18 protein-coding genes are annotated in these 20,782 nt (G+C 66.2%); 4 read left to right on the top strand and 14 right to left on the bottom strand.

Annotated elements, in window-relative coordinates; translation table 11 throughout:
- Positions 1–51: 51 nt before the first annotated feature.
- Both ACZK45_RS10420 and ACZK45_RS10415 read left to right on the top strand, forming a co-directional pair.
- Positions 52–798 (top strand): LuxR C-terminal-related transcriptional regulator, encoded by a 747-nt coding sequence (locus ACZK45_RS10420; protein ID WP_260467336.1) that lies wholly within the window; start codon positions 52–54, stop codon positions 796–798.
- Positions 798–3,119, top strand: coding sequence for an ATP-binding protein (locus ACZK45_RS10415; RefSeq protein WP_478445802.1), 2,322 nt, complete (start codon positions 798–800; stop codon positions 3,117–3,119). Before ACZK45_RS10420 ends, ACZK45_RS10415 begins: the two co-directional genes overlap by 1 nt.
- Here the strand turns inward: ACZK45_RS10415 and ACZK45_RS10410 are convergent, their stop codons facing one another.
- The 10 genes from ACZK45_RS10410 to ACZK45_RS10365 form a co-directional block, all read right to left on the bottom strand.
- Positions 3,120–3,875: a SapC family protein gene (locus ACZK45_RS10410; RefSeq protein WP_459001196.1), complete on the bottom strand. Its 756-nt coding sequence runs from the start codon at positions 3,873–3,875 to the stop codon at positions 3,120–3,122.
- A gap of 110 nt (positions 3,876–3,985) precedes the next feature.
- A complete protein-coding gene (locus ACZK45_RS10405) occupies positions 3,986–4,258 on the bottom strand; it encodes a hypothetical protein (RefSeq protein ID WP_005409616.1) in 273 nt (90 codons plus the stop codon).
- 252 nt (positions 4,259–4,510) lie between these two features.
- Entirely contained in the window at positions 4,511–6,547 is a 2,037-nt protein-coding gene (fusA, locus tag ACZK45_RS10400) for an elongation factor G (RefSeq protein ID WP_346484541.1), read from the bottom strand.
- 440 nt (positions 6,548–6,987) lie between these two features.
- Positions 6,988–7,746, bottom strand: coding sequence for a hypothetical protein (locus ACZK45_RS10395; RefSeq protein WP_180837726.1), 759 nt, complete (start codon positions 7,744–7,746; stop codon positions 6,988–6,990).
- A 100-nt stretch (positions 7,747–7,846) separates the two neighbouring features.
- Entirely contained in the window at positions 7,847–8,470 is a 624-nt protein-coding gene (locus tag ACZK45_RS10390; RefSeq protein WP_180837727.1) for a hypothetical protein, read from the bottom strand.
- Between the two features lie 107 nt (positions 8,471–8,577).
- Complete coding sequence (locus tag ACZK45_RS10385; RefSeq protein WP_006366865.1) at positions 8,578–9,339, bottom strand: heme ABC transporter ATP-binding protein; 762 nt, start codon at positions 9,337–9,339, stop codon at positions 8,578–8,580.
- Positions 9,336–10,379, bottom strand: a complete 1,044-nt coding sequence (locus ACZK45_RS10380; RefSeq protein WP_012511012.1) for a FecCD family ABC transporter permease — start codon at positions 10,377–10,379, stop codon at positions 9,336–9,338. The genes ACZK45_RS10385 and ACZK45_RS10380 overlap by 4 nt, the downstream gene beginning before the upstream one ends.
- Positions 10,376–11,422 carry a heme/hemin ABC transporter substrate-binding protein gene (locus ACZK45_RS10375; RefSeq protein WP_478445801.1) on the bottom strand — a complete coding sequence of 349 codons (1,047 nt, stop codon included), beginning with the start codon at positions 11,420–11,422 and terminating at the stop codon, positions 10,376–10,378. Before ACZK45_RS10375 ends, ACZK45_RS10380 begins: the two co-directional genes overlap by 4 nt.
- Before the next feature lie 51 nt (positions 11,423–11,473).
- Positions 11,474–12,850 (bottom strand): YncE family protein, encoded by a 1,377-nt coding sequence (locus tag ACZK45_RS10370; protein WP_065723255.1) that lies wholly within the window; start codon positions 12,848–12,850, stop codon positions 11,474–11,476.
- A gap of 122 nt (positions 12,851–12,972) precedes the next feature.
- Positions 12,973–14,001: an alpha/beta hydrolase gene (locus ACZK45_RS10365; RefSeq protein ID WP_478445800.1), complete on the bottom strand. Its 1,029-nt coding sequence runs from the start codon at positions 13,999–14,001 to the stop codon at positions 12,973–12,975.
- Positions 14,002–14,280: 279 nt separating this feature from the next.
- Between ACZK45_RS10365 and ACZK45_RS10360 the strand changes: the two genes are divergently transcribed.
- On the top strand, positions 14,281–14,655 hold the full coding sequence (locus tag ACZK45_RS10360; protein WP_478445799.1) for a hypothetical protein: 375 nt from the start codon (positions 14,281–14,283) through the stop codon (positions 14,653–14,655).
- Between the two features lie 73 nt (positions 14,656–14,728).
- On the opposite strand, the gene ACZK45_RS10355 is transcribed toward ACZK45_RS10360, so the two are convergent.
- Positions 14,729–15,118 (bottom strand): DUF805 domain-containing protein, encoded by a 390-nt coding sequence (locus tag ACZK45_RS10355; RefSeq protein ID WP_478445798.1) that lies wholly within the window; start codon positions 15,116–15,118, stop codon positions 14,729–14,731.
- 580 nt (positions 15,119–15,698) lie between these two features.
- Here ACZK45_RS10355 and ACZK45_RS10350 point away from each other — a divergent pair.
- Entirely contained in the window at positions 15,699–16,511 is an 813-nt protein-coding gene (locus ACZK45_RS10350; protein WP_478445310.1) for an IS110 family transposase, read from the top strand.
- Between the two features lie 36 nt (positions 16,512–16,547).
- On the opposite strand, the gene ACZK45_RS10345 is transcribed toward ACZK45_RS10350, so the two are convergent.
- The 3 genes from ACZK45_RS10345 to ACZK45_RS10335 form a co-directional block, all read right to left on the bottom strand.
- On the bottom strand, positions 16,548–17,846 hold the full coding sequence (locus tag ACZK45_RS10345; protein WP_223276803.1) for a replication-associated recombination protein A: 1,299 nt from the start codon (positions 17,844–17,846) through the stop codon (positions 16,548–16,550).
- A 209-nt stretch (positions 17,847–18,055) separates the two neighbouring features.
- Positions 18,056–18,694 (bottom strand): outer membrane lipoprotein periplasmic chaperone LolA, encoded by a 639-nt coding sequence (gene lolA, locus ACZK45_RS10340; RefSeq protein ID WP_478445797.1) that lies wholly within the window; start codon positions 18,692–18,694, stop codon positions 18,056–18,058.
- A gap of 111 nt (positions 18,695–18,805) precedes the next feature.
- Positions 18,806–20,749 carry a DUF3857 domain-containing protein gene (locus ACZK45_RS10335; protein WP_293791585.1) on the bottom strand — a complete coding sequence of 648 codons (1,944 nt, stop codon included), beginning with the start codon at positions 20,747–20,749 and terminating at the stop codon, positions 18,806–18,808.
- Between the last annotated feature and the right edge of the window lie 33 nt (positions 20,750–20,782).

Genomic DNA, 20,782 nt, shown 5'->3' with positions numbered 1-20,782 from the left:
CGCGTAACTGGGGCCTGACGATCCACCTCATCAATCGGCGGCATTGAATTGATGGGCTTTACGCATCGATTCTTAGGAATAATCGCAAAATTCCAACAAGTTCGATGCTCGACGCGACAGCGGCGCCAGAATGATCGCCACGCCCTGCGGGCGCCGATCACCTCCCTGCGCATGAATGGATATCCTGCACCGCGCCGACTGCGGCTGGCACTCCTGGACGATCACGAAATCGTCCGCCGCGGCACCGTCCTGCACCTGTCTCGCGACGTTCGCTTCAGCATTGTCGCCAGCCACACCCGCAGCGACGAGCTCATCGGCAGCCTCCGCCAGCTGGCAGTCGATGTCGCCATCATCGATCTCACCCTGGCGCCTGGCGACCGCAGCAGTGATGAGCTGGTTCCCCTGCTGCGCAAGTGTTTTCCACATATCCCCCTGCTCGCCTTCGCCACGCTGACGCCAACCACCCGCATCGACCACCTGCTGGCGAGCGGCATCTCCGGCGTAGTCAGCAAGTCCGAGCCCCTGGAGATGCTGTCTGATGCCATCGTGCGCATCTCGCAGGGGCTGTGCCGCCTCCCTGCTGATTGCCTGTTCCCGGCGTGCCGCGAGGAACTCAGCCGCAATGAACGCGAAGTGCTGGACCTGCTCCTGGCCGGCCTGACTGTCTCGGAGATCGCGCTGCGCCGCCACCGCAGCGTCAAGACGGTCAGTACCCAGAAGGTCGCGGCCCTGCGCAAGCTCGGGTTGCGCAATGACGTGGAGATCTATGCACTGCGGCAGCAGCTGGAGCTCCAGTGATGGGGTGCGTTCGCCTCCGCCTACGCACGTCGTGCACGTTGTTGCTGGTCCTGATCCTGCTGCCGGCTGCATCGGCCGAGGATGCACAGTTGCGGAGATGGTCCGCCGGCCGCGAAGTGCGGGTTGCCACCGCGCCATCATTGCGACCGCTCCCCCCAACGCTGGCGGATTCAAGCGCACTGCCCACCCTCGCCCATGGCTATGCCAAGCTTGTGGCTCGGCATTCCGGCCTGCGCTTCCGCGATCTCACCTACGCCAGCACGAGCGCAGCGGTCGCTGCCGTCTGCCGGGACGAGGCCGACCTGGTGCTGGTCATGGGCAGCCCCTCGCATCACCCGCTTCCCTGTCCCGACCTGAGGGCCTCCGGCGCCTTCCATGGCGGCAAGACGGTATTGGCTGTGCGTAAAGGCGAGCACCCGCCCCGTGACATTACCGGCGTGAGGGCGCAGCTGCTGGCCGTGGTTGACGGCGGCCCCTATGCCGACTGGCTGACGATCCACCACCCCCGGATCCGCCTCCTGCATCTCCCCGACCGCCATGCGGCCCTGGCCGCTGTTGAAAGCGGCAACGCCGATGCTGCGATCGGCCTGGAAGCAACGCTGCACTCGATGATCCGGCAGCACTTCACGGGAAGCCTGCAATTGCACCCGTTCGACAGCGAATTTTCCACCGATCTGCACCTGCTTGTCCGCCGGGAGGACCAGCAGCTGCTGGCGCGCATCGATCAGGCGCTGCGCGCCATCACCCTCGAAGAGCACGCAGGCCTGCTGGAGTTGTGGGCGCAGCAGATGCTGCCCACATCCATCGAGAGCGCACTGGATCGTGTGCGTTCCCCGCTCCTGCTCTGGTTGCTGTGTCTGGCCGCGGCACTCATCGGCCTGCCCGTGCTCTGGCAGGCGTTACGCTGGCGAATCGGCCGCGCGGAACAACGCCTCGGGCGCGCGGCGGGAATGATCAGCCATGAAGTGCGCAATTCCGCGCAGACAGTACTGGCTTCGATCGACCTGCTGAGCCAGTCACACCTGCCCAAGGGGCAGCGTGAACTGCTCGCGGCTGCCCTTGCCGCCGGCCACTCGCTGCGCAGGCTGCTCGATCGCTCGCTGGCGTTCTCGCGCCTTGCCAGCGGCAGCTTCAGGCCGCATCCCACGCCCTGCGACGTCGGCCAACTCTGTGCCCGTGCACTGGAAGCAATCCGGCCGGAGGCACTGCGGAGAGGGCTGTCACTCCAGTTGGATCGCGCGCCCGATCCAGCGCCGGTGGTTGTGCTCGATGCTGATGGACTGCGCCAGATTGTCGACAACCTGCTGGGCAATGCACTGAAATTCACCGATGTCGGCGGTATCGAGGTGCGCCTGCAACTACAACCCGCCCTGTCTCCCCGGGAGCTGTTGCTGGATGTGATCGACAGCGGCATCGGCATCGCACCCACTCAACTGGCGCTTCTGTTCCGACCATTCCAGCAGAACGAGGATGGCCAGAGACGTGGCGGCAGCGGACTGGGCCTGACGATTGCGCACGAACTGGCCGTTGCCATGGGCGGCAACCTGACCGCACACAGCGTGCATGGGCGCGGCAGCCGTTTCACCCTGCGATTGCCGGTCCGCGCCGTTCACGGCGATCAGCCGCCCATCGAGCCGCTGCAGCAGTCGCCACTGACCGGCATCGACCTGCTCCTTGTCGAAGATCATGCACTCAGCCGGCATGTCGTCGCAGAGCAACTGCGTCGGCTGGGCGCCGACGTACGCGCGGTTGCCGATGCCGACGCCGCATTGGCCGAGCAAGCGCTACGACCGCGCGGCACGGTCGTACTGGATATCGGGCTTCGCGGCTCGGATGGCTATGCACTGGCGCAGCAGCTGCGTGCGCAGGCACAGGCACCTCTGCGAGTGATTGCCCTGTCCGCCCGCATGGGGCGCCGGCACGCGGCACGCTGCCGAAGGGCCGGCTTCGACGCCATCCTGGTCAAGCCGCTGCGGGTTGCGAGCCTGCTGCAGGCGCTGGACCTGCCGCCCTCGGCGCACGGCACTGCGCCCGATGACACCCCTCGCGCCGCGCCGGATTACGCTGCGGACATTGCCCATGAGCTGGCCAGGATTGAACAGGCCGTGCAGGACGCCGATGCCTCGACACTGCTCCATCATGCACACCGGCTGCAGGGAACGCTGCAGATGTGCCGGGCAACGGATCAGGCCGGCACGGCGGCCGACCTGTGGGAACTGGGGCATGAAGCCGCGCCTGACTGGGTCGAGGCGCGGCGACTGCTGCGGGGATTGCAGCAGTGGCACGGCTCCCGCAGGGCGGAAGCCGCACCATCGACCTGATCAGGCCGCCAGGCGCTCGACCTGGCGACGGGTAAGGTCATTGAAGCGACCCAGCGACATCAGGTGCTGGTGGATCAGCGCCAGCCAGCCGCTGCGGTGCCACTCGACCACGGTCGCTTCCGGCAGCGCCACGAACTTCTCGACGTCCACCACCAGGAAGCCGTTGAGATTGAACTCGCGGCCATCCGGAGTGCGGACGGTGGCGTTGCGCTCGACCAGCAGGCCGTTGTCGATCAGCGCCTTGGAGAAGGCCTGGGTCTGTTCGTGCTCGCGGGTGTACTGGCCGCAGAACTCCAACGCCTGCTGCACCATGTCGGTGGCCTTGCCATCGACGAACAGCGGCTGGCCTTCTTCACCACCCTTGACCACGCGCGCGCTCTCTTCGTCGATGCCCAGCAGGAAGTCGTTGTCTGCACCGGTGTCGATGAAGATGAAGGGGTGGCGACGCAGGTAGGCCGGGATATAGGCCTCGTCTTCCCACAGGCCGTCCTTGATGAACAGGTTCTGGTCGGAAACGCCGACGGCGGCCATCGGCACGGCGGTTGGGCCGGCGAACAGGATCGGGAAGTGGTGCAGGGCCAGCGAGAACTCGCCCAGCACCAGCGGAATGGCGTTGTTGCCGGCGGCAAACTCGAGCCTGCCCGGCAGGATGCGCAGATCGGCATGCACATCGGCCTGCAGCGGCACCGGACGGGTGTAGAACAGGGGGGCGCTGCTCGGCGCCGCTTCGGTGGTGGTGTCGCTGGTGGTCGTCATCTTGGGAACCGTTCGATCATGCGCGCCTGCCATCCCGGGCGCGCCAGCGGGAACAACCTGAATCCCGCATTATCAACAAGCTCGATGACAACGGCCACCCCACCGACGGCCTATTTCAACTGCAGGGGGTAGCGCTGCCAGAGGACGTGGACCAGGAACCCGGCCAGCTCGGTGTCGCGCGCGCTCACCGCAGCGCGGATCTTGTCCAGCAGCACCATGTCCGAGCAGGAGCGCACATCGGCGTGGTTGGCCTGCCCAGCCCGGCGCGCGCGGTAGCGTGCTGCGCGCTGCGCGTCACTCATTGCGTACCCGAACTTGGGCGGACGACCGCGCTTTCGCGGCAGGGTCAGCTCCAGGGTTCCGGGGTCTTTGTCATCACGCATGAGAGGGGTGCGGGCGGCGGCGAGCAACGGGGGGTGCGCAATTTATCGTGAGGCATCACTTTAATCCAGCTTTTTCTGCAGTTTTGTTGCGATGCAGTGCATTATCCCGGTGTCGATGCGAATTCATCCACGCATGGCGTGGATCTACTGCAGGGCCTGCAACCCGATCACCCGGTAGATCCACGCCATGCGTGGATGGGCGTTCCCGACGACAAAAAAAGGGAGCCCGCGAACGGGCTCCCTCACCTTTCCTCATGCAGCGCGTACCGGCTCGTAACCATGCAGGTGCGCCTCACTGCTGGCCCGCCCCTGGCTGAGCGAACGCAGTGATGTGGTGTAACCCACCAGCTGCGCCAGCGGCGCAAAGCCGCTGACCTCGGCGCGACCGTCCTGGTCGTCGATGCGGGCAATGCGACCATGGCGGCGGTTGAGGTCGCCAACCACATCACCCACCGACGCCGACGGCGAATGCACCGTCACCGCCATCACCGGCTCCAGCAGCTGCGTACCGCCCTCCACCAGCGCCGCCTTGATCGCCTCGGCACCGGCACGGTGGAACGCCATCTCCGACGAGTCCTTGGCATGGGTCTGGCCATCGACAAGACTGACCTCGATACCGACCACCGGATGGCCCTGCGGACCTTCCGACAGCGCGGCACGCACGCCCTTCTCCACCGCCGCGATGAAGCTGCGCGGCACCACGCCACCGACGATGCGGTCGTTGAACACCACCTGGTCGTCCTCGCGCGGCAATACATCCAGCACCACATGCGCGAACTGGCCCTGGCCACCGGTCTGCTTGACCAGCCGCCCCACCACGCCGGCCATCGCACGCAGCGGTGTCTCCTGGTAGGCCACGCGCGGCGAACCTACGCCCACCTCGACCTTCCATTCGCTGCGCAGGCGCTCGACCATCACCTCCAGGTGCAGCTCGCCCATGCCCCAGACCAGGGTCTCCGCCGTGTCGCCATCGGTTTCGACGCGGAACGAGGGATCTTCCTGGGCCAGGCTGGCCAGACCCTGCGCCATCCGGATCAGGTCGGCCGCACGCGCCGGCTCCAGCCGCCAGGCCAGCACCGGCGCCTGTGCCTGGATGTTCTCCAGGCGTAGCGGCTGCGCACGGCCGCTCAGCGTTTCGCCACTGACCGCATCCTTCCAGCCCAGCACCGCGACGATGTCACCGGCCACGGCCTGTTCGATGTCGTGGGTCTGGTCGGCCTGCACCCGCACCAGGCGACTGACACGTCGACCCTGCGGATGCTGCGAACTGGCCACGGCATCACCGACCTTCAAGGTGCCCGAGTACAGCCGCACGAAGCTCAGCGCACCGTGCTGCTGGTGGGTGATCTTGAACAGCAGACCGGCCAGCGGACCGTCCGGATCCGGCGGCAGCACCACCTCGCCGCTCTCGCTTTCGGCGGTCACGGCAGGCCGATCCAGCGGTGACGGCAGGTAATCGACCACCGCATCCAGCAGCGTCTCGATGCCCTTGTCCTTGAACGCGGCACCGGCCAGCACCGGCACGCCTGCACCGGCCAGCGTCGCGCGCCGGATCGCCGCCCGCAGCAGTTCCGCATCGATTGCGCGACCTTCCAGCCAGGCATCAGCCAGCAGTTCGTCGTGGTCGGCCACGGCCTCGACCAGTGCGTCGCGCTGCGGCTGCCACAGGGTGCGCGCCGCGTCGTCCCACGGGGTCACCGTGGTTACGGCACCATCCTGCCAGTGCAGCACGCGCTCATCGACCAGGTCGACCCAGCCGTTGAAGTCGCTTTCGCTGCCCAGTGGCACACCGAGCGCCCACGGCCGCGCCTGCAGCTTGTCCTGCAGCTGCTCCAGCACGCGCTCGAACGAGCCGCCGACGCGATCCATCTTGTTGACGAAGGCGATCAGCGGCACGCGATGGCGACGCGCCTGGCGCCACACGGTTTCCGACTGCGGCTGCACGCCATCCACGGCCGAAAACACAGCCACGGCGCCGTCGAGCACACGCAGCGAACGCTCAACTTCAATGGCGAAGTCGATGTGGCCGGGAGTGTCGATCAGGGTCAGCCGATGCGGCGGCAGGTCGCGTGGCGCCCACTGCGCCTGTACGGCGGCAGCGCCGATGGTGATGCCACGTTCGCGTTCGATCGCCGAGAAATCGGTGGTTGCGTTGCCATCGTGCACTTCGCCGACGCGATGGATCTCGCCGCTTTTCCACAGCAGGCGTTCGGTCAGCGTGGTCTTGCCGGCGTCGATGTGGGCAATGATGCCGAGATTGCGACGACGGGAAAGGACTTGGGTGTTCATGAGAAAGGTTCCTGCAAAGCCAACTTCGGGGGCCGCGCGCCCCGGTTGGCGACAGGGTGCGCGGCTAGCGTTCGGTCTCGGCGATCTGGTGCATGGCACGTTCTCCTTGGGTACTGGGTAGGGTCGACTGGGTAGAGTCGACTGTTGGTCGACTTGCGGGAAATCAGAAACGAAAAGAGCGCCCCGGAGGGCGCTCTGTCGAAGGTCCAGCGATGGCCGTCTCAACGGCCTCGTGGGGCTCCAGGCAGACACGCCCGTTCCGCGCTTGCGCGGGTCAGGGTGAAAAACTTCAGGAGCGGCATCCGGTTCATGGGGCGCATTCTAGACCTGCCAATCTGGCGCGCAAGTGAATATTGCGCACATAAATAGAACGATGAGGCCGACCGGCATCGGGGTCGGATCACTTTGCGGCGGCAGAGGGCTCTGACCCCTGCCCTGCTTTACTTGCAGTCGTGCAGCTTGCGCGCCTCACCCACCGTCGCAGCCTGGTCGTCCCCCATCGAGATCCAGCCCTTCAACGACATCGCCGGATCCACATGTGGCAGCCGCGGCCCCTCATGGACAACCACCTCGGTCCAGCTGCCGACCGGCGCCAATTCGGACAGGCGTGCCGCCTGGTCGTCTTCGGTGCTGAGCATGTCGTCCGGACCGGCCGGCGGCGTGGTATTCACGGTTTCCGTCTTGCGGGTTCGTACCCGAAGCGCACCATCCGGGAGCCGCTGGGTGATGACGTCGTAGCGCTCGACGCCATACGCCCACCTGTTTTCGCCAACGCTGCGAGTCTCGCTACCGTCATCAGCCACGGCCACCACCTCGCCTGCCGGCCCGACGACGCCCGCGACAACCCCAAGGCCTGACATCAGTGCCTGATAGACGATCATCTGCCGCTGCTCGGAGGTCAACGCTCCGGCCTTGAGCTTGGCGGCAGGAATCTGCAGGTACGCCGCTTCACTGCACAGCACCAGCACCTGCTGGTCGTCCCAGCTCACCGACATTTCCTCGTTGGCGAAGTACTGCGTCTTCATCGATGTCACTGCAGCGCCGTCGCTACTGGAATGCAGGGTCTCGATCAGCGAGGCGTTCTCGGCCGCGTGGGTCAGCGAAACTGAAGATGTCGACGCCGCATTGGCGGCAAATGCAGAGAAAAAGGCCGATGCGATCAGCAACGTCCGCGAAACACCTGAAGCGGAGGGCAACATTGAATCAGTCCATTGAATGTAACTGGCGCCGAATGATACAGCGTCCGGATGGCGCGACCCATCAGTCAGCACATGCAGATCCACTTTATTGGAAACCTCCTCAGCGGATGAACAGCGGCAGGGCCAGGATGCTGTCGCACGCCGGCGTGCAGCTGCGGAACTGCTCGGCGAGCACTTCGGCGCTCGGCGCGCCCGGCGCTGGTGTCGCCAGCCGGGTGTGGAAGGGATGGCGTTCCAGCAGCCAGGGCTGCGTCTGCTGCAACAGCCGTAACGACTCCGCTTCGCGATCGCGTACCGAGATCCAGGTCGGCCTTGAGTGCAGGCGGTCGAACAGTCCAGACACCACAACCTCACCGATGTAGGTCGTTTCGCCTGCGCGCACGTCGAAAGTCAGCGCTTCGTCTTCGGGCACCGCCCCGACGTATCCATAACCATGTTCGGTCAGGTAGCCGACATAGTGGCGCCCGGCCTTGGCGCGGATGGCGGCCAGACCGGCCCTGCAGCCGAACTCGAATTCGCCGCGCAGGTCAGCCAACGGCGACGTCGACCGCGTGCCGCTGGCAAAGATCGTGATCAGCCTGATGTTGCTGGTGGCGCAGTTCACCGACATCACCACGTAGCCCTCGTCCGCGGCCAGTGGAACATCCGGTCGTGCCTTCAGCGTCGCGCACCCACCCAGCACCGTCGCGAGCGCTGCCGCGACCACCCACGAAATCCCTTTCATCGTGCTTGCCCCCTGGTTCCGGCGGAGCATACGGGATCCGCTGCCGCCGCGCCATTGAGGGGCCTGATGCCGCGGTCAGAAGCGCCCAGCGCGACGCCCTCACACAGTCACGTGACCACCACCAGTGGCACCCCACGCCTTGGGTGCTCCAACACCACCACATCCTGCTGGTAGACCCGCTGCAGATTATCTTCGGTCAGCACCTGCAGCGGCGTACCGTCTGCCGCCACCCTGCCCTGCTCCAGCAGCACGATGCGGTCGGCATAGCCAGCGGCCAGATTCAGGTCGTGCAGCACCACGATCACGCAAGCACCTGCTTCGGCACAGGCGCGCACACTGCGCAGCGTGCGTTCCTGGTGACGCAGATCCAGCGCTGCGGTCGGCTCATCCAGCAGCAGCAGCGGCGTGTCCTGCGCCAACACGCGCGCGAACGTGGTCCGTGCCGATTCACCGCCCGACAGCTGCTGCACCTCGCGCAGGCGCAGCGCCTGCAGTTCAGCGGCATCGATTGCCGCTTCCACCTGGGCGTCATCCACGGCTGGATCCGGCGGATGCGGAAGCCGGCCCATCGCCACCACTTCTTCCACACTGAAGGCGAAGCGCACGCCATGCTCCTGCGGCATCACCGCGCGCTCGCGTGCCAGCGGCCCGGCCTTGTAACCGGCCAACGGCTTGCCGAGTAGGCTTACTTCGCCAGCGTCGGCACGCAGGTCACCTGCCGCCACAGCCAGCAACGTGGACTTGCCCGCGCCATTCGGGCCAACCAGTGCGGTGACCGTACCCGGTTCAAACGCCAGCGAAATGCCGTGCAGGATCTCGCGCTGCTGGCGGCGCACCACCACTTCGTGCAGCTTCAACAACACGCTCATGGTGCGGCCTTGCGGCGCTGCTGCAGCACCAGCCACAGGAAGAACGGCGCGCCCAGCGCAGCCGAGAACAGGCCCAGCGGAATCTCCGCCGGCGGATCCAATGTGCGCGCGGCGGTGTCGGCCACCACGATCAGCAGTGCACCCAGCAGGCCGGACAACGGCAGCAACCAGCGATGACCAGGGCCGACCAGCAGGCGCGCCACGTGCGGCACCACCAGGCCGACGAAACTGATCGAACCAGCAAACGCCACCGCTGCGCCCACCAGCAGCGCACTGAACGCCACCAGGCGGCGACGCGTGCGGGTGACATCCAGCCCGAGGTGCTGTGCCTGGCGTTCGCCCAGCGCCAGCATGTCCAGCGGCGTAGCCAATCGCTGCAGCGCGAACACACCGATGGCGAACAACGGCACCACGGCCGCCACATCGGCCCAGTTGGCGCGCGCCAGCGAGCCCATCTGCCAGAACACCAGCGACTGCAGCTCGCTTTCGCTGGCGATATATGTGAGGAAACCGATCAACGCCGAGCAGAACGCGGCCATCGCGATACCGACCAGCAGCAGCGTGGCGTTGCCCGTACCCTTGCCGGGCCGGGCCAATGCGTAGGTCAGGCCGATCGCCAGTGCACCACCAGCGAATGCAGCCACCGGCACCAGCCAGCCGGCTGCGCCCGCAGCGCCGAGAACAATGGCAGCGACTGCACCCAGCGCAGCACCCTGGCTGACACCGACAATGCCGGGATCGGCCAGCGGATTGCCGAACAGGCCCTGCAGGCTGGCACCGGCCATCGCCAGCGACGCACCGACCATCGCGCCCAACAGGGCACGCGGAATACGCAGCTGCCAGACCACGGCGAGGTCGCGGCTGCTGACCGCCTGTGGATCGAGCAGACCCAGCTTCACCGCCAACGCCTGCATCACCTCCATCGGCGGCAGCCGCAACGGACCCACGGCGAACGAGGCCAGCACTGCCCCCAGCAGTGCCAGCAACGCCACCAGCAACATCGTCCGCCCGCGACGGCGGCGCCGATCCGCCGGACTCATGCCTTCGGCAACGCCGCCAGGGCCTTGGCCAGCGCCAGCGCACCGGCACCGGAGCCCACGCTGGTGTACTTCAGCTGCACATCCGGCATTACCCAGACCCGATTGGCCTGCCCGGCCGGGGTCTGCTTCAGCGTCGGGTACGCCTTCCACAGGCCCTCGGCACCGCCGAACAGCTGCAGGTCATGCTCGGTCACCAGGATCACCTCCGGTGCGGCAGCGACTACGCCCTCATTGCTGAGCTGCGAGTAGTTCTTCACCCCCGCCTCGGTGCCGATGTTGACACCACCAGCTAGTGCGATCAGCTGCGCCGACGCACTGTCGGCACCCGCAACGGTGGGTGAGCCACCGGCGCCGGTGGCCGACACGTGGATCAGTCGTGGCGCATGGCCCAGGCCCTTGCCAATCGCTGCAGCCTCATCGAGCTGGCGCTGCACCTGCGTGGCAAGTGCCTGCCCTGCCTCGGCCAGCCCTAGTGCGGCGGCGACCTTGCGCACCTTGTCCGGTGCCGGCTGCAGGTCATCGATGACCACCGCCGGTTCGCCCACCTCACGCAGTTTCTTCGCCAGCTCGGTGTGGCGGCGCAGGCTGTTGCCGAGGAACAGCGAGCCCTGCAGGCTCAGCACGCCCTCCACGCCCGTGGTGCGGTTGAACAGGAACTGGTGCGGGGCAGCCAGGCCAGCCTGGGTGGTGGTATTGGTCGGCGCGGCGAACACCTGCTTGTCCAGTCCCAGCGCCTCGATCACCGCGATCACGTCGTCACCACCGGCAATGATGCGGCTGGTATCGGCCACCTCGACGTCGGCGCCGTCATCGGAATGCACCTTGGCCGGCAGCACGGCCTTCTGATCGCGCACGGCCGGCATATCGGTGCCGGCCACGCGCTGCCAGCCAGCCGGCAACGCGGCTTCGCCAGCCGCGGTCGCGGCGGCAGGCTCAGCCAGCTTGCCAGTGTCCGAGGGCGTCGATGAACCGCCACAGGCAGCCAGTGCCAGCGAGACAGCCAACGGAAGCGCACACAGGCGCAGACGGGACGCGATGTTCATGCTCGTTCTCCTTGCTGGCAGGGCGACGCGCACGCCGCCCTGCCGTGTGACTTACTGCTTCGGGGTGATGCGGGTGATGCGGTCACCCTTCGGGTCTTCGGCGCCACGCGACTTGTTCACCGCGAACACGTTGCCCTTGCCATCGGCACGGACGTGGTTCGGCAGCGTGCCGCCGTCGAGGTTGGCGACCACCTTGCCGTCACCGTTCACCACGGTGACCGTGCCAGCGCCACGGTTGCTGACGTAGGCCAGGCCGGACGCATCATCGAAGGCGACGTTCAGCGCGCCGGCGCCGACCGGCACATCGTGCAGCACCTTGCCGGCGGCCACATCGACGATCAGCAGGTTGTCGGTGCCCTGCGAGGCCACGTACAGGCGGTTGCGCGCTGCGTCGAAGGCCACGCCCGAGGCACTGATCGAGTTGCCCAGGTCGATGACCTTCTCGACCTTGCCGCTGGCCACGTCGATCACTGCCGCTTCCGGGGTGCCGATGCTGACGGTGAACAGCTTGCCGCCCTTCTCGTCCAGCACCAGGCTCATCGGAGTGAACTTGCCGTCGTCCACGCCGGACTCCAGCGTCACCGCCGGCAGCTCCTTGAGAGTCTTGGCGTCGAACACCGACAGGTGGTCCTCGCCCGTGGCCGAGGCGAACACCTTGCCGTGGGTGCCATCAACCACCACGTCGCGCGCGTGCGGCACGGCATCGACCGGGAACTGGTGGACCAGCGACAGGTCCTTCTGGCGGTAGACCGCGATGGAGTTCTGGCGGGTGTTGGTGACCCATACATTGCCGTTGGTGTCATCCACGCCAACGCCGTAGACCGCGTAGACCGCGCCATTGGTGCTGCCCGGCACCTGCGCCGGGGTGATCGCCTTGGTCACCTTCAGCGACTTCGGGTCCAGCTTCAACAGCTGCGACTGGGTCACCGGCGGGCGGCCCACGGCCGAGGTCACGAACACCGCGTTGCTGGCGGCGCTGTAGGCGGACTGATACAGGCCCGGCACCAGCTTGTTGGACTGGGTGGCGAACTGCGCCTGGCCGGACAGCGGCAGCTGCGGCGAGACGCGCAGCTTCAGCACGGTGGCTGCAGCCGGCTGGCTGGCGCGCACCACCACCGGGTGGGTACCCGGCACGGCGTCGGCCGGAATGCTCAGCTGGGTCTTGAAGTTGCCATCGGCATCGACCACCAGCGGCTGCGTGTTGAGTACGCTGTCGCCACGCAACAGGCTGACTTTCTGGCCCGGCACGAAACCGCGACCGACCACGTCGGCAGTGCTGCCGGGAACCACGTTCTCACCGCGCGAGACGACCTCGCCCTTGAAGGTGGCGTTGGCCGGCTGATCGAACACCGGCTGTGCGGTGGCGGTCACGGCCAGCAACAGGCCAGCGGCGAGAGATGTGAGACGGAAAGACGGACGGAACGACATGGAAGGCTCCTTGCACACGTAGGCCGCGCCACGTGACGCGGGATTCATCGGTTGCCTGGGCCGCTGCACATCGGCAGCCTCGCCTGGGTAGTGGGGTCGCACGCCTTGGCATGCGAAGGGATTCATTCGGCGGCGTTGTCACCGCTATTGGGTGCGCCGTCACCGGCACTGCGGTCGGTCACGCCGTACAGTTCATGCAACGCGGCATGGAACGACGCAGGCAGCATCGGGCCGTGACCGAGGCCGTCGAACTCGCGGTACTGCACGCGCATGCCCGGCACCTTGGCCAACCGCTCGGACAGCTGCATCGCCGCATCCGGGGTGGCACCACCGATGCGGCGCAGGTGTGCGACCACGCGCGGATTACTCATGTCGCGCTTGCCGCGATCACCGACACGCTCGGCACCGCCCAGCATCAGCCAGAGCTTTGCTGGCTGGCCATGGACGTTCTGCACGAACTGCTGTTCCGGATCACCCAGCGCCGCGCCCTGGCTCCACCACAGCGACGGACTGGCCGCCAGATAGGACTGGAAGGCGGCGGGACGGGTGTACAGCGCATTGAGCACGAACAACCCACCCAGCGAGTGGCCCCAGAGTGCTTGCTGCTGCGTATCAATGCGTGCGCGGCGCTCGACTTCCGGCTTGATGCGGCGTTCGATCACATCCAGGAACGCGGCAGCACCGCCACCGACCGCCTGGGTCGTACCGCTCTCGTCGTCGGCGCGGTCGATCCACGCGGTGTAGTCGCGGGTGCGCGCCTTGGAATCGATGCGCAGGTCGTTGTCATAACCGATCAGCACCAGTACCGGCGGCGCCTTGCGTGCCGCCAGCTCGGCCAGCAACGGCTGATCCAGCACCATCGCCACGGCATTGCCATCCAGCGCGTACAGCACCGGCAGCGGCGCGTTTCTGGCCTTGGCCGGGATCGCCACATTCACCCGCCAGCGGCGTTGCTGGTCGGGACTGTCCACCACGAAATGCTCGAAGCGATAACTGACCGCCGGCTCGTCGAGCACGGTGTGGCCGATCTTCTGCAGCGGATTGCGCTGCTGCGCATGGACGTACGGGGTGGCCAGGAGCAGACCCATCATCAAGGCGACCAGGCCGCGGGCCAGTGGACCACGGCGCGAAGGCGGGACGAAATGCTTCATCAGCGGCGGCAGAAGCGGCTCACGGCCGCCGGTTCACAAGGGACCGCAGTCTACCTTAAACGCGAATGATTATCACATCGATCGAACGTCACGCTGTGTATCACGCGCGCGCATGCCGGGTTGCGCAAGGGGCGGCAATTCCCCTATTTTGCCGGCCATCGGGGCATTGGATCGCCCCGCTTCCAGCGCAGCCGTGGATGGCGGGCACTTGCCGCCATCCGGGTCGCGTTCATCTGCACACAACCGCCATGGGATTGGATCCCATGATTGTGAGAACCCTTGAAGCACACCGCACTGATCGCCCTGTCCCTCGGCCTGCTCGCCCCGCTGGCCGCCCACGCCGCGCAGGATCTGCCGTCGCTCTACCAGGCCTTTGAAGAGGCCGGCAATTCGACGTTGAGCATGGACCAACTCAACCAGACGGTGACGTTCACCGCCGTGGCACTGGGCGTCTCCAGCAACCTGGCGGGCGAGCCGCTGATCGAAGCGGGCGATGACCAGGGCAATGTCCTGGCCCGGCTGACCACCGACGACGAACAACAGGCGGCCAAGCTGGGCGCACTGGAAGAAGGCGCCACCTTCACCGCCAGCTGCACGCTGCAGTTCAGCTCCGGCACGGACTACCTGTCCTTCGGCGATTGCGCCATCAAGTAAAGACGAAGCCGGCGAAACGCCGGCTTCTTTTCTTTGCCTCTGTAGCGTCGAGCCATGCTCGACTCATGCAAGATCACGGGCCCGAAGGCACCGGACCATAAACGTTCTCCTGCGGCGTGCCCGGCAGCAGCGAGAAGATCATGATCACGATCCCGCCGCCCGGCACCAAGGCCAGCAGGAACAGCCAACCCGACTGGTTGCAGTCATGCAGGCGGCGCACGGTCACGGCAATCAGCGGCACGATCGTGGCCAGCCACATCACGCCCAGCAGCACCACCATGCCGATCAGGATGCCGGCCAGTGCATCGGGACTGTTGCGCAGGAGGATCGCCAGCACACCGGCCAGCATCATCACCGCAATTGCGACCAGGAACAGGAACAGCTGGTACATCCAGTACTCGCGGCGGTTGGCGCGGCCCTCGAACTGGGCGTAGCGCTTCAACGGCAGAATCATTTCCTGCACGGCATCGATCCTTGAAAGAGAAGCCGCGCAGTGTGCCAAATGCACGCGCGCTGGACAATGTTGCGACGAACCATGCTCGACTGCCATTGCCCCCCTGTAGAGTCGAGCCATGCTCGACTGCCATTGCCCTCTGTAGAGTCGAGCCATGCTCGACTGCTGTTCCAGAAGGCACCCGTAGTCCGTGCAAGAGCGGAGTCGAGCATGGCTTGTATGTTCCTCCCGGCTCCTACGCGGTATGTAGGAGCCAGGGTGGAGGGACCGTCAAGCATGCATCTGCGGATACTAGCCGACAGACGAGTCGAGCGATCCCCATCCCGCACACGAACGTCGATAAAGGATCGTACGGCCCCCAAAGGGGATCGTCGATGTAGGCAAGCTAACGTCGGTGCGGTACCACCCCAGCCCCTTAAAGATAGCTGGGAGCCGTACAAATGTCTGATTCTCTCGATATTGGCGTGGACGTGGACTCCAAGGAGTTCGTACCGGCAGTGGCCGACCGCAAGGCCGGCGACAGGATCGCCAACACCCGGGCAGCATAGCCCAGTGGCTCAACACCTTGCCCCAGCGATGCCGGATTGGCATGGAGGCGACGGGGCGGTACTACGAGTTGTTGGCTCGGATGGCTGGCCAGGCAGGCCACGTTGTCTATGTGATCAATCCACGTCTGATCAAGTACTACGGCCGGGCGACGGGCTCGCGTGGCAAGACGGACGCCATGGACGCCGAAGCGATCGCCCGGTACGTGAAGAAGGAGAGCGATCGCCTGCGTGAATACGTACCGCGTACCGACGAGCAGCAGCAGATGCACGATTTGCTGCGCAAGCGGCAGACGCTGGTAAAGACACGCGCGCGCCTGGAGCAATCCTTCGGGGTAAGCAAAAGTGCCCCCGGGGAGCTGTCAGATCTGTTCTGCGCTCTGGCTGGGACGCTGTCCGAGCTGGAAAGCGAACTGCAGCGCTTGGGTCGCGATGGAGAGCATGGCGCGCTCTACAAGCGCCTGTTGACCATCCCTGGTATCGGCCCTGCCGTCGCCGCTCACCTGATCTACTACATGACGCGCTGGCCGTTGGCCAACGCCAACGCGTGGATCGCCTGCACCGGCCTGGATCCCCGGCCCAACGAGTCTGGCGGCAGAACGGGTCGGCGTCGGCTGTCCAAACAGGGCGCGCCAGTGCTGCGCCAGATGCTCTACATGGCCGCAATGGGGCTCAAGCGGTGTCGCCGGGGGCAACCGCTCTACGACGAGCTGTCAAAACGCGGTCACCCCAGCACCGCCGTCTTCAACATCCTGGCCAGAAAGCTGGCCAGGATCGCCTGGGGTGTCTTCAAAAGCGGCCGGGACTTCGATCCGGCCATGCTGAAGGTGGGTCAAGCCTGCTTCCAGCAGGCTTGACCACGAACATAGGATCTCGACTCTACAAGAGCGGGCTCAACGACCCTTTGCCGCCCTTGCCGCTTCGCGCTCGGCGCGCAGCCGATCCAGCTTTTCCTTCAGCTTGATTTCCAGGCCGCGCGGCACCGGGTTGTAATACACGCGCTCGCCCATCGCATCCGGGAAGCCGGTCTGGTCCAGTGCGATACCGCCTTCCGCATCATGGTCATACTGGTACTCGGCACCATAGCCCAGCTCCTTCATCAGCTTGGTCGGCGCATTGCGCAGGTGCAGCGGCACTTCTTCGGTGCCACTCTCGCGCACATCGGCCTTGGCCTGGTTGAAGGCCGCATAGCCTGCATTCGACTTGGCGGTGCTGGCCAGGTACAGCACCAACTGAGCGAACGCGAGTTCGCCTTCCGGGCTACCCAGCCGCTCGTAGATGTCCCAGGCCTCCAGCGCCATGCTCTGCGCGCGCGGATCGGCCAGACCGATGTCCTCGATGGCCATGCGGGTCAGCCGGCGGGCCAGGTAGGACGGATCGCAGCCGCCATCGAGCATCCGGGTCAGCCAGTACAGCGCGGCATCCGGGTTGGAACTGCGAACAGACTTGTGCAGCGCTGAGATCTGGTCGTAGAACTGCTCGCCGCCCTTGTCGAAGCGACGGGTGCGATCGGCCAGCACCTGGGTCAGGGTCTGCGGGGTGATGCGACCCCCCTCCCCGCCCGCCAGCTCGGCAGCGATTTCCAACAGGGTCAGCGCGCGGCGCACGTCGCCGTCGGCGGCGGTCGCGATTTCCAGCAGCAGCTCGGGGGCGACCTCGATGCCCTCCTCGCCCAGGCCGCGTTCGCGGTCACCCAGCGCACGCTCCAGCGCCTCGACGATGTCGGTAGGCGAAACACCTTCCAGCACATGCACGCGGCAGCGCGACAGCAGCGCCGAGTTCAGCTCGAAGGACGGGTTCTCGGTGGTGGCACCGACGAACAGGATGGTGCCGCGCTCGATGTGCGGCAGGAACGCATCCTGCTGCGCCTTGTTGAAGCGATGCACCTCATCCACGAACAGCACGGTGCGGCGGCCTTCGGCGAACCGTTGCGCCGCCTCGGCCAGCACCTGGCGCACTTCCGGCAGGCCGGACAGCACTGCGGAGATCGCACGGAACTCGGCGTCGGAATATTCGGCCAGCAGCAGGGCCAGCGTGGTCTTGCCGCAGCCCGGCGGCCCCCACAGGATCATCGAATGCACGCGACCGGATTCGACCGCGCGGCGCAGCGCACTGTCCGGCGCGAGCAGGCGCTTCTGCCCGACCATTTCGTCGAGGGTTCGCGGTCTCATGCGCTCGGCCAGCGGGCGCATGTGTTCCCGATCAACGCTCAGCAGATCGGGGCCAGGGAAGGAAGTTGAACGATGTCTTGCCACACGCTCATTGTACCGCGAGAGCGTGCCAACCAAGGTTGGCACCCACCAGCGCCAGGCAACAGGAACCGGTAGTGCCGGCCGCTGGCCGGCAGATCAAAAGCGTGTCAACCAAGGTTGACACCCACCAAGGCGTTTCCGCCCAGAGATCAGTTACCGATGACGTCGGTGCCCTTCGGCAGGGTGAAGCTGAAGGTGCCGGCAGCAAAGCCCGGGTTGCGCTTCCAGCCACTGAAGCTGATCACGGTGCGCTGACCAACCGCATCGGTGATTTCCATCTTGGCCAGACCCTGGGCATTGAAGCCCAGCGCGGCGTACTGGAAGCTGGCTTCGGTCTCGCGCTTCGGCGACAGCGACAGCCACTGCAGGCCATCGCGCTGCGCGGCCTCTTCGCTGACGTCGTACTGCTGTTCCAGCAGCGCCGGGTTGATCAGCGCGGTCAGTGGGCTGTTCTGCTCTTCCTTGCCCTGCTCGCGAACAGTGGCCTGCTCCAGGTCCGGCTCGTACATCCAGACCTTCCTGCCGTCAGCCACGATCAACTGCTCGTGCGGGCGCACGTATTCCCAACGGAACAGGCGCGGCGCCGACAGTGCCACACGGCCACTGGTCGATTCCTTCACCTTGCCGCGACTGTCGAACACCTGCTGGCTGAACTGGCCATCCAGGCCCTTCAGGCCGCTGGTGAAGGTCTTCAGGTCATCGCGGGCGCCAGCCCAGGCGCTGCCGGCGGCGGCGCAGGCCACGGCCAAGGTGGTGGTGGCAAGGAAACGGCGGAAGCGGAAGTTCATGCGGGAATCCTGTGGGCGCGGGCGCCAGGAAAGGTGGTTGCCAGTGTGCCCGGGGAAAGATGAATGGGCGATCAGGGCGACATTATGCCGCCCTGAACGTCCATCGGCGATTCAGCCACCGGATCCCGGCAGCTTGCCGTACAGCACCTGGCCGCGGAAGCCACGCCGCACTTCGCGATACAGCGCGCGGAACGCCGGATAGTCCTGCGGCTGGCACAACGCCTCTGGCCCACGCACTGCATTCTGCTGCAAGCGGTGGTGCACGATCACCTCCTGCCCCTCGCGACTCCAGTCCACCCGGTACTCGCCGGCTGCATTGGCGAAACGCTGGCTGGCCGGGATGGCGATGATCGGCGCATTGGCCGGGAACTGCAGGCGATAGGTTTCCTCGCGCAGGCTGGCATTGCAGTAGAACGGCGTTTCGTTGGCCGGCGCCGAGGCAGTGGCGTACAGCCCACGCACCGACTCGCCACCCGGCGGATCCGGCACGGCCATGCCGCCGGCCACGCTGAAGTCGGCGTAGTCCTCGGCCTGGAACGCCATGCGATAGCCAAACGGCCGGGTCAGGTCGACCGGCACGCCCTGGATCTGCAGCTGCCCTCGCCCATCGAAACCGGACGCGGCCATGATCTGCTCTTCAGCGCGCGCACGGTTCTGCGCGTTGAGCTGGGAGAACTGGGCGCGCATGCCGATCTCGGCGTTCTCGCCCAGCTTCGGAATCGTCTCGCCGCGCAGGTTGCCGTTGGCGTCGAAGGTGAAGCGCACCTCCATCGAGGTGGCATTGCGCTCCGGCGTATTGGCCGGGGTGCGCGCCAGTGAGGCGTCGCGGGTACGCATCACCGGTGCGCCCAGGTCACCTTCCGGCAACTGCCCGAAGCGCGCCCACGCCGTGGTCGAATCCAGGTACAGATCGAACTCGGGGATGTAGGTGATGGCGTGGTTGAAGCGGCCCAGCACCGGGATCTTCGGCAGCGTCGGGCCACCGCCGGCACCGATCAGCACCGGCGAGCTGGCGATGCCCTTGGCCGCCAGCAGCGCCTCCAGGATCGTCACATGGTCCTTGCAGTCACCATAGTGGTTGTCGAGGATGCTCTGCGCACTGTTCGGCTCCAGGCCACCATTGCCCAGGTACACCGCCACGTAGCGGATGTTCTGCGCCACCCAGCGGTACAACGCGTCGGCCTGATCGCGACGGTCGCTGATGCCAGCGGTGATCTCATCGGCCAGCGCCTGCAGTTCCGGCGTGACCTGCGCGGCCGGGCCGGCCTTGAGCTGGTAGGCGCGACCCATCTGCGACCAGTCACGATAGGTGCTGGCCATGATGTTCGGGCCGAACTCCCAGCCCGCCGCCGACCAGTTCTGTGCTGGCATGGCTTCGCGACGCTGGTAGCGCCAGCGCCACTGTGCCTGTCCGTTCTTCACCGTGGGGCGATCACTGCCCTGCACGCCGCGGCTGTCGACGAACATCGGCAGGTTGGCCGGCGCACTCAGGGTGACCTCCGCGTCCTCGTACTCGGTGAAGACATTGAAGGTTTCCCACAGGCCGAAGTAGCCGGGGAAGTACGGCGTGGCCTGGGTGCGGCGTACCTGGTAGAACAGGCGCGTGCCCGGGGCCAGGTTCGGGAACACGATCACCCGCACCTTGCGGTCGGCATACATCGCCGCCGAGGCGCTGGAATAGCTTTCCTGGGTGTAGATGCGGTCGGCCGGCACGTCGCGGCGCTGGCCGTCGGCGGTGATGGTATAGGCGCCGAGTACTTCCAGCGTCTCCATCTTCTCGCTGTAGCTCAGCCGAACCTGGCTGAACTGCTCGACCGAGGCCTTGGTCTTGAGCAGGACTTCGTAGGTTTCGGTCTGCACATTGCCTGCATCCGGCCGCACCTGATAGTCGGCGCGGTAGCGGACAATGCTGAAATTATTGCTGGCTTCGGTATCGCCGCTGGTTGAAGGCGGCGCCGTGGCGGGCGCGGAGGTGGCGGTGTCTGCCAGTGCCGGGCCGGCAGCCAGGAAGGCTGCCAGCGCCAGTGCCAGCGCGCTTGGTACGGGGTGAAGCATGCGTCGGTTCCTTGGACGTCGTGGGGGATACGT

Source organism: Stenotrophomonas sp. 63632_Sma (assembly GCF_056482875.1).
Note: the sequence above shows the minus strand (reverse complement) of the source record. Positions and strands in the feature narration are given on the sequence as shown.